Source organism: Micropruina sp., from assembly GCF_047607385.1.
In the GTDB taxonomy this organism is placed as follows: Bacteria; Actinomycetota; Actinomycetes; order Propionibacteriales; family Propionibacteriaceae; genus Micropruina.
In genome coordinates, this window is the sequence record NZ_JASGDE010000215.1 from 1 (window position 1) to 6,589 (window position 6,589).

Below are 6,589 nucleotides of genomic sequence, written 5' to 3' on the forward strand. Positions count from 1 at the left end.
CGACTGGCCGAGGTGCGGGTCTACCCGCTGGCCCCGGACGCCGCCGCGATCGTCGCGGTGACCGCGCCGCGGCGGGGCGGACGCGGACTGCAGACCCAGGTGTGGCAGCGGGGGGCGGACGGCGCCTGGCGGGTGCGCACCGCCCACGTCGCCCCTCCCCCGGTGACCTTCGACGCCTCGGTGTGGCGGGTGGTCGGCGATCCGCTGGCCGGCCCGACCGGTTCGGGGTCGCTGGACGGCGAGCGGGTCGCGGTGAAGGACCTGTTCGCGGTGGCCGGTCAGCCGATCGGCGCCGGCGTCCCGGCCTATCTAACGGAGGCGTCCGCCGAGCTCGTCGACAGCGCCGCGGTGGCCCGGTTGCGCGCCGCCGGTGCCGCGGTGGCCGGCATCACCCGGACCGACCAGTTCGCCTACAGCCTGGCCGGGGACAACCCGCACTACGGAACACCGGTGAACCCGGTGGCCCCCGGCGGGCTGCCGGGCGGGTCGTCCAGCGGCAGCGCGACCGCGGTGTCGCTGGGTGCGGCGTCCATCGGCCTGGCCACCGACACCGGCGGTTCGGTGCGCGTCCCGGCGAGCTATCAGGGCTTGTGGGGGTGGCGTTCCACGCACGGCCTGGTGTCCGCCGAGGGACTGCTTCCGCTCGCCGTCGACTTCGACACGGTCGGGGTGCTGACCCGCGACGCCGGGCTGCTGCGTCGGGCCGCGGCGGCGCTGTGGGACGAGGGGACGGTTCTTTCGTCCCACTCCCCTGCAGCGTGGGACGAGGGGACGGTTCCTTCGTTCCGGGTGCCGGCAGCCCTTCCTCGTCTTGAGGACGGCGTCGAGGCCTTGTTCGACGGCTGGCTCGCCGGGCGTCCGTTCCAGGCGGAACCGGTGACGTTGCCCGATCTCGGGGCGGCCGCCGAGGCGTTCCGGGTGCATCAGGCCTTCCAGGCCTGGCAGCGGCACGGCGCCTGGGTGACCGCCCACCCCGGCGCGCTCAAGGGGGCTGCCGGCGAGCGGTTCGCGGCGGCGTCCGCGATCACCGAGAGCCAGGACGAGGCCGCCCGCGAGACACTGGGTCGGTTGCGCGCCGAACTGGACGCGGCTCTCGGTCACGGCGTGCTGCTGCTGCCCTCGGCGTCCGGACCGGCCCCGAAACTGTGGGCCTCGCCGGCCGCCGTGGACGCCCACCGCCAGGCCACCTTCCGGCTCACCTGCATCGCCGGGATCACCGGACGCCCCGCCGTCAGCGCCCCGGTGCTGGAAACCCCGCAGGGCCCGCTCGGGGTCTGCCTGGTCGGTCCCCGCGGCAGCGACCTGGCCCTGATCGACCTGGCCGCGTCCCTGGCCTGACCGCACCGACCGATCCCTTGGTGTCGGCGGCCCTTGGTGCGTCGGCGGCGCTTGGTGCGTCGTCGGCGCTTGGTGCGTCGTCGGCGCTCCCTTGCGCCCCGCCGACAAGGCCCTGCCTAACTATCTGTGCCCTCCCACATTCGGGAGGGCACAGATAGTTAGGCAGGGGTATACCGGGTATGGGGGCGGGTGTGGCTGGTGATGCCGTCCGGGCGGTCAGCCGATCAGCGCGTTCAGTCGCCGCCGGGCGATGTCGCGCAGCTCCAGCGTGGTGGCGGCCCGGTCGGCCTGCTCGTCGAGCCGGAGCCTGCGGTAGCCGATCCGCAGGATCTCGGACGCCGATCGCTCCGTCGTCCGGACCACGAACTCCCGGCCGAAGCGCTGCTGGTAGGCGTCGCTGACGGCACGCAACTCGCCGGCGATGGTGTCACCGACCCCCGCCTGCTCGGCGCGCGACAGCCGGGCGTCTCCGCCGCCGTCCAGCGGGCTGCCGAACCGGCAGTAGCCGACGAGCGCCTCCATGACGTCCGCCCAACTCCACAGCCCGGTCAGGTCGGACGCCGTGCTCAGCAGCTCGTTGCGACGGCCGAACGGACGCCGGGCGACCAGCTCGTCGGCCCACCACTGGACGCGGGCGCAATTCATCAGCAGCTCGATCGCCTCGGCCTCAGGCAGCTGGTTGAATTCCTCAACATCGACCGCCGTGGCCATGACGACGGTCATCGGCCGCACTCCGATACAACGTCCGCCGGTCCCGACGGGAGCTCGATCCTGATCATCCTGCACTCCTCGATCCGCGATGCCCTGTGAACCTCAGACCACGACCCTAGAAACCCGATGTTTCAGCCGATGGCGGCATCCATTGCGCGGGTGTATCGGTCACCGGACAACCACCGGGCCGGAGCCCTTTCGGGTCACGGCACGGCCGGCAAGCTCAGAAGCCCAGCCGGTTCAGGTGCTTGGCGTTGCGCTGCCAGTCCTTCAGCACCTTCACCTTCAGGTCGAGGTGCACCGGCGTGCCGAGCAGGGCGGTCAGCTGAGCCCGGGCGGCCGTCCCGATCTCGCGCAGCACCGAGCCGCGGTGGCCGATCACGATGCCCTTCTGCGAGTCGCGCTCCACGATCAGCGAGGCGTAGACGTCCAGCAGCGGCTTGTGCTCGGGACGTCCCTCGCGCAACCCCATCTCGTCGATGGCGACGGTGATCGAGTGCGGCAGCTCCTCGTGCATCTTCTCCAGCGCCGCCTCGCGGATCAGTTCGGCGATCAGCGTCTCGGTCGGCTCGTCGGTGACCTCGCCGTCCGGGTAGTAGGAGGGTCCCTCGGGCAACTGGGCGATCAGCACGTCGGTGACCAGGTCGACCTGGTCGTCGGTGACGGCGCTGACCGGCACCACCTCGGCCCAGCGGATGCCGAGCTTCTCCTCCAGCGAGGCGATCTTCAGCAGGTGCTCGGCCATCCGCTGCTTGCCGACCAGGTCGGATTTGGTGGCCAGCGCCACCAGCACCGGACGCTTGGGCAGCTTGGCGATCTCGCCGACCAGGAACTCGTCGCCGGGGCCGATCCGCTGGTCGGCGGGCAGGCAGACGCCGATCACGTCCACCTCCGACCAGGTCGCGTAGACCAGGTCGTTCAGCCGCTCGCCGAGCAGGGTGCGCGGCCGGTGCAGGCCGGGGGTGTCGATGATGACCAGCTGGGCGTCCGGCCTGGTCACGATGCCGCGGACGGCGTGCCGGGTGGTCTGCGGACGCGAGGACGCGATCGCCACCTTCTGCCCGACGATGGCGTTGGTCAGGGTCGACTTGCCGGCGTTGGGGCGTCCGACGAAACAGGCGAATCCGGAGCGATGCATCAGCTGGCCCGCTTCGCCGACTCGGACGCCAGCTTGGCGGCGGCGTCCACCCCGCCCTCGGCCGGATCCGCCGCGGGCTCCTCGACCAGCGAGGCCAGCACGGTGAGGATGCTGTTGCGGCGTCCGATGCCGCGTTCGGCCACCAACTGAATGCCCTCCCAGGTGACCACGGAACCGGGGATCGGCACCTTGTTCAACTCCTTGCCCATCAGGCCGAGCACGGTGTCGACGTCGTCGTCGTCGACCTTCAGCCCGAACAGCTCACCCAGGTCGTCGACGCTGAGCCGCGACGAGATCCGGAACCGGTTCGGCCCGATCTCCACCGACGGCGGCACCTCCTGGTCGTACTCGTCGACGATCTCACCGACGATCTCCTCCAGGATGTCCTCGATGGTGGCCAGGCCCGCGGTGCCGCCGAACTCGTCCACCACGATCACCACGTGCGAGCGGGTCAGCTGCATCTCACGGAGCAGCTCGTCCACCGGCTTGGAGTCGGGGCAGAAGGTCGGCTTGCGCATCAGCGAGTCGACGGTCTCGGTCGCCTGCGCCCGCGGATTGTCGTACATCCGGCGAATCGCGTCCTTCAGGTAGAGCACCCCGCAGACGTCGTCGACGTCCTCGCCGATCACCGGGATCCGGCTGAAACCCGACCGCAGCGCCAGCGAAACCCCTTGCCGGAGAGTCTTCGTCCGTTCGATGTAGACCATCTGGGTGCGCGGCACCATGACTTCCTTGGCGATCGTGTCGCCCAGGTCGAAGACCGAGTGGATCATCTTCCGCTCGTCGGCCTCGATCATGTCGGACGCCTCGGCGAAGTCGACCAGTTCGCGCAACTCGGCCTCGGAGCTGAACGGGCCGTCGGCGAACCCCTTGCCGGGGGTGAGCGCGTTGCCGATCAGGATCATCACCTGCGGGATCGGCCCCAGCACGGTGGTCAGCAGCGAGAGCGGACGGGCGGAGGCCAGCGCCACGGCGTCCGCGTGCTGCCGGCCCAGGGTGCGCGGGGCGACGCCGAGCAGGATGAACGAGATCACCACCATCAGCGCGACCGAGTACAGCAGCCGCTCCCAGGTGGCCTCGAAGCGTCCGAAGACGAACAGCGCCACCATCACGACCGCGACCGTCTCGGCGAGGATCCGGACGAACAGCAGGGTGTTCAGGGTGGGTGCCGGGTCCTCGGTGATATGCACGAGTTCCTTGGCGCCGCCGCGGCCCTCGTCCAGCAGCCGGCGGGCGCGGCTCTTGGAGAAGGACTGCAGTGCGGCTTCGGCGGTGACCAGCAGTGCGGCCAACAACACGCAGGCGGCTGCAACAGCCAGCTCGAACCATTCCAGGTCGGTTAACAGGGTTCCATCACTCGCTTCGCACCGGGGAATCGAGGCGACAGTCTACGCCAGCCGGGCCGGACCCCGACAGTCGGCCGATCGACATGGTCGCCCACCCGTCCAGCGCTCGCCCCAGGACATGCCGATCGATGCCGTTCCGGGCGGGACGTGCCCGGCGGGACGTGCCCGGCGGGACGTGCCCGCGGCCCAGCGCCCGATTGCGCAGCGCTCGCCTAACTATTTGCCGCTCGCTGAATTCAGCGAGCGGCAAATAGTTAGGCGAGCGGTGGGGCGGACCGGGACGCCCGTCGCTCTCCGGCACGCCGGGTCCGGGCCGCGTACCACATCGTCCAGACCATCAGCACGACGGTGACGGCCAGCGGCACCACCTGGTTGAGCAGGTAGGCGGTGTCGAAGGGCAGCGCCAGCACCCAGGCCACCTTGGCGATCGCTTCGGCGAGGTAGCCAGCACCCCAGACCCCGGTGATCACCCGCTGCGAGCGCCGGAAGCTCGGGTACTGCCACAGCGAGGCCCACCAGGCGGTCCCGGCCTCGGTGCCGTCGGTACCGAATTTGCGGCCCAGGTAGTACATCAGCGGACGCGGGAACAGCGGCGTCAGGCTGGCCAGGATCACCACCCCCAGCCCGCCGGTCAGCGCCGAATCCTTCAGCAACAGCACCGTCGGGTCATCACTGCCGATCAGGGTGACCGCGAGCGACAGCGCGATGACGGCCAGGATCACCACGCCGACGATGTCGATCCGCCGGTGCCGGACGAACTCGATCGCCATGCCGACCAGCGGCCCGATCGACGAGTACAGGTAGGCCGCCAGATCGCTGGCGCCCAGGTTCTTCGCGACGCTGAAGATGGCGATCGACAGGCCGATGTCGAAGACCATCGAGACCAGCAGCCCGATCACCATCTCGCGGACGTCCCAGCGTCGTCCTGGTCGAGGTGCCTCCTTCGTCGAATCGCCGGACTCGCTGGTCTCGGCGGTGGAGGCGGGGACGTCGTCGCGCTCAGCAACCATGTCAATACCCTACATCTGCATCGTGAGTCACAGCCTCCGCGTCATGTTTCGATAGGCTCAGTCCGTGGCACCGACCGACGACCTACCCGAGCACTCGCGCAGCGGCATCGGGTTCGCCTTCGGCGTCCTGCAGGCCGACGCGGTGCCCGGGCCGATCCTGGTGGAGGTGATGGCCACGCTCGGGTTCGCCGAGCCGACCACCCGGCAGCTGCTCGCCCGAATGCTGCGCCAGGGCCAGCTGGAACGCCGCCGGGTGGGTCGGGTCAGCGTCTACCGACTCGCTGGTGGCTACCTGGAACGCTGGTCGAGGCTGCGCTACGGCGACACTCCCCCACCCTGGACGGGCGCCTTCCACGTTGTCGTCCACGACATCCCCGAGCGGCTGCGGGTCCGGCGGGAACGCCTGCTGGGCGCGGCGGCGCGGGCCGGCTTCGGCCAGCCCCGGCCGGGTCTGCTGATCGGGCTGACCGCGCCCGAGTTCGTCGAGCAGGTCCCGGCTCGCGCGGACGCCGCCGCCCCGATGATCGAGGTCGGGATGATCGAGGTCGGGATGGTCGAGGTCGGGATGCTCAGCCTCGATCCGGACGCCGCCCGCCGGATGGCCGCCACCGCCTGGTCGCTGCCCGCCCGGGCCGCCGACCTGCATCGTGCCGCCACCGACTTGGAACGACTGCTGGACCGACTCGCCGCCGAGCCGCGTCCCGAGGGAACCGACGCGCTGCGGCTGATGTTCGAGGCCGGCACGATCGCCGGATCGCCGCGGTACAGCGCACCGGCCCTGCCACCCGACCTGCTGCCCGCCGACTGGCCCGCGCAACACGTCCAGGATCTGCTGCACCACGCCATCGAACGACTGACCCCCACGGTCGGCGAGTACCTCTATCGCCGGCTGACCGTCAGCCCCCACGCCGACCTGGTCGAAGGCGGCTGGTGGCCGCCGCTGTCCGCCCACACCGGCTGAGCTCCTGGGCGCCCCGACCCCGGCCCACCCCGGCCCTCCCTCCCGGCGCTCGCCTAACTATTTGGGGCTCGCCGAGTTCGGCGAG

General features: G+C 70.8%; 7 protein-coding genes. 2 read left to right on the forward strand and 5 right to left on the reverse strand.

Features of this window, described 5'->3' with window-relative positions; genetic code table 11:
- A partial coding sequence (locus QM582_RS18575; RefSeq protein WP_415086935.1) for an amidase family protein occupies positions 1-1,338 on the forward strand: 1,338 nt, incomplete at its 5' end.
- 216 nt (positions 1,339-1,554) lie between these two features.
- On the opposite strand, the gene QM582_RS18580 is transcribed toward QM582_RS18575, so the two are convergent.
- The 5 genes from QM582_RS18580 to QM582_RS18600 form a co-directional block, all read right to left on the reverse strand.
- Positions 1,555-2,061, reverse strand: coding sequence for a 2-oxo-4-hydroxy-4-carboxy-5-ureidoimidazoline decarboxylase (locus QM582_RS18580; RefSeq protein WP_415086936.1), 507 nt, complete (start codon positions 2,059-2,061; stop codon positions 1,555-1,557).
- A 211-nt stretch (positions 2,062-2,272) separates the two neighbouring features.
- On the reverse strand, positions 2,273-3,187 hold the full coding sequence (era, locus tag QM582_RS18585; RefSeq protein WP_415086938.1) for a GTPase Era: 915 nt from the start codon (positions 3,185-3,187) through the stop codon (positions 2,273-2,275).
- Complete coding sequence (locus QM582_RS18590) at positions 3,187-4,533, reverse strand: hemolysin family protein (RefSeq protein ID WP_415086946.1); 1,347 nt, start codon at positions 4,531-4,533, stop codon at positions 3,187-3,189. The genes era and QM582_RS18590 overlap by 1 nt, the downstream gene beginning before the upstream one ends.
- Before the next feature lie 7 nt (positions 4,534-4,540).
- On the reverse strand, positions 4,541-4,783 hold the full coding sequence (locus QM582_RS18595) for a hypothetical protein (RefSeq protein WP_415086940.1): 243 nt from the start codon (positions 4,781-4,783) through the stop codon (positions 4,541-4,543).
- A gap of 4 nt (positions 4,784-4,787) precedes the next feature.
- Complete coding sequence (locus tag QM582_RS18600; RefSeq protein ID WP_415086942.1) at positions 4,788-5,543, reverse strand: VC0807 family protein; 756 nt, start codon at positions 5,541-5,543, stop codon at positions 4,788-4,790.
- 64 nt (positions 5,544-5,607) lie between these two features.
- Between QM582_RS18600 and QM582_RS18605 the strand changes: the two genes are divergently transcribed.
- Positions 5,608-6,504 carry a hypothetical protein gene (locus QM582_RS18605; RefSeq protein WP_415086944.1) on the forward strand — a complete coding sequence of 299 codons (897 nt, stop codon included), beginning with the start codon at positions 5,608-5,610 and terminating at the stop codon, positions 6,502-6,504.
- The last annotated feature ends 85 nt before the right edge of the window (positions 6,505-6,589 follow it).

What these genes read in the sequence shown, in the direction of transcription:
- QM582_RS18580 (WP_415086936.1), bottom strand. Translation starts at nt 2,061, where the DNA reads ATGACCGTCGTCATGGCCACGGCGGTCGATGTTGAGGAATTCAACCAG.
- QM582_RS18600 (WP_415086942.1), bottom strand. Translation starts at nt 5,543, where the DNA reads ATGGTTGCTGAGCGCGACGACGTCCCCGCCTCCACCGCCGAGACCAGC.
- era (WP_415086938.1), bottom strand. Translation starts at nt 3,187, where the DNA reads ATGCATCGCTCCGGATTCGCCTGTTTCGTCGGACGCCCCAACGCCGGC.